Annotated in this window: 1 pseudogene; it reads right to left on the bottom strand. The window is 70.5% G+C overall.

The features are described 5' to 3' along the window. Window positions 1-986, bottom strand: a pseudogene (locus tag JCM19049_RS21355) (phosphoglucomutase, alpha-D-glucose phosphate-specific); the annotation flags it as partial.

Raw genomic sequence — 986 nt, 5'->3', positions numbered from 1 at the left:
GCACCTCCTTCTGCTGCAGGTCCGCCGGCGCGTCGAAGCGGGCGAGTAGCTGGTGCCGTGTTCCCGCACCAGCGGCGTGCAGCTGGCTGGGGGACTTGGCCGGTGACCGCACGGATCTCGCTGGCCAGCAGCGCCAGCATGATCCCGTCCTTGTCGGTGCTGAACGGCGCGTCCCGGGTCAGGAAGGAGGCCCCGGCCGATTCCTCCCCGCAGAACACCGCCCGGCCGGTGGCCAGCGGCTGCACGAAGTACTTGAAGCCCACCGGCACCTCCAGCAGCTGGCGGCCGTGGGCGGCGATGACCCGGTCGATGAGCACCGAGGAGACCAGGGTCTTGCCCACCTGCGCGTCCCCCGGCCACTGCGGGCGGTGGGTGAGCAGGTAGTCGATGGCCACGGCCAGGAAGTGGTTCGGGTTCATCAGCCCGGCGTCCGGGGTGACGATCCCGTGCCGGTCCGCGTCCGCGTCGTTGCCGGTGGCGATGTCGTAGCTGCGGCGGTTCGCCACCAGGGAGGCCATCGCATCCGGGAGGAGCAGTCCATGCGGATCTTGCCGTCCTTGTCCAGGGTCATGAACCCGAACCGCGGGTCCACCCGCTCGTTGACCACCTCAAGGTTCAGCCCGTAGCGCCGCCCGATTTCCCCCAGTAGTGGCCGAGGCCCCGCCCAGCGGGTCGGCGCCAATGCTGATCCCGGACTCGGCGATCGCGGCGAAGTCGATCACCTCGGCCAGGTCGGTGACGTACAGTTCCCGGAAGTCGAACGCCTCGGCGTCCGGTTCGGCCCGGCGGATCTGCCCGGATTCAAGCAGCTCGTTCGCGCGCTGGGCGATCGGGCCGGTGATTTCGGATTCGGCCGGCCCGCCGTGCGGCGGGTTGTACTTGATCCCGCCGTCGGCCGGTGGGTTGTGCGACGGGGTGATGATCAGCCCGTCGGCCTGCTGGCCGCCGGCGGCGTTGTGCACCAGGATGGCGTGGCTCAGCGCCGG

It is taken from the genome of Arthrobacter sp. JCM 19049, from assembly GCF_001310435.1.
Note: the sequence above shows the minus strand (reverse complement) of the source record. Positions and strands in the feature narration are given on the sequence as shown.